The organism is Paraclostridium dentum, from assembly GCF_012922555.1.
Lineage (GTDB): Bacteria > Bacillota > Clostridia > Peptostreptococcales > Peptostreptococcaceae > Paraclostridium > Paraclostridium dentum.
Genome location: NZ_WIPK01000171.1, coordinates 1 through 351, shown reverse-complemented (window position 1 = coordinate 351; position 351 = coordinate 1). Strand labels below are relative to the sequence as shown.

Here is a 351-nt window from a genome sequence, read left to right as displayed (position 1 = left end):
AAGAACACCATGATGCGCAAGGCTATCCGTGGCCACCTGGAGAACAACCCAGCCCTGGAGAAGCTGCTTCCTCACATTCGTGGAAATGTGGGCTTCGTCTTTACCAAGGAAGACCTGGCTGAGGTCAGGGACCTGCTGTTGGCCAATAAGGTGCCAGCTGCTGCCCGTGCTGGTGCCATCGCCCCTTGCGAGGTGATCGTGCCTGCTCAGAACACTGGGCTGGGTCCTGAGAAGACCTCCTTCTTCCAAGCTTTGGGTATCACCACCAAGATCTCCAGAGGAACCATTGAAATCCTGAGTGATGTGCAACTGATCAAGCCTGGAGATAAGGTGGGTGCCAGCGAGGCCACG

The 351-nt window shown here is 56.4% G+C and carries 1 protein-coding gene; it reads left to right on the top strand.

What is annotated here, in order from left to right; all coding sequences use genetic code 11:
* A partial coding sequence (rplJ, locus tag GFJ41_RS21275; RefSeq protein WP_170076049.1) for a 50S ribosomal protein L10 occupies positions 1-351 on the top strand: 351 nt, incomplete at both ends.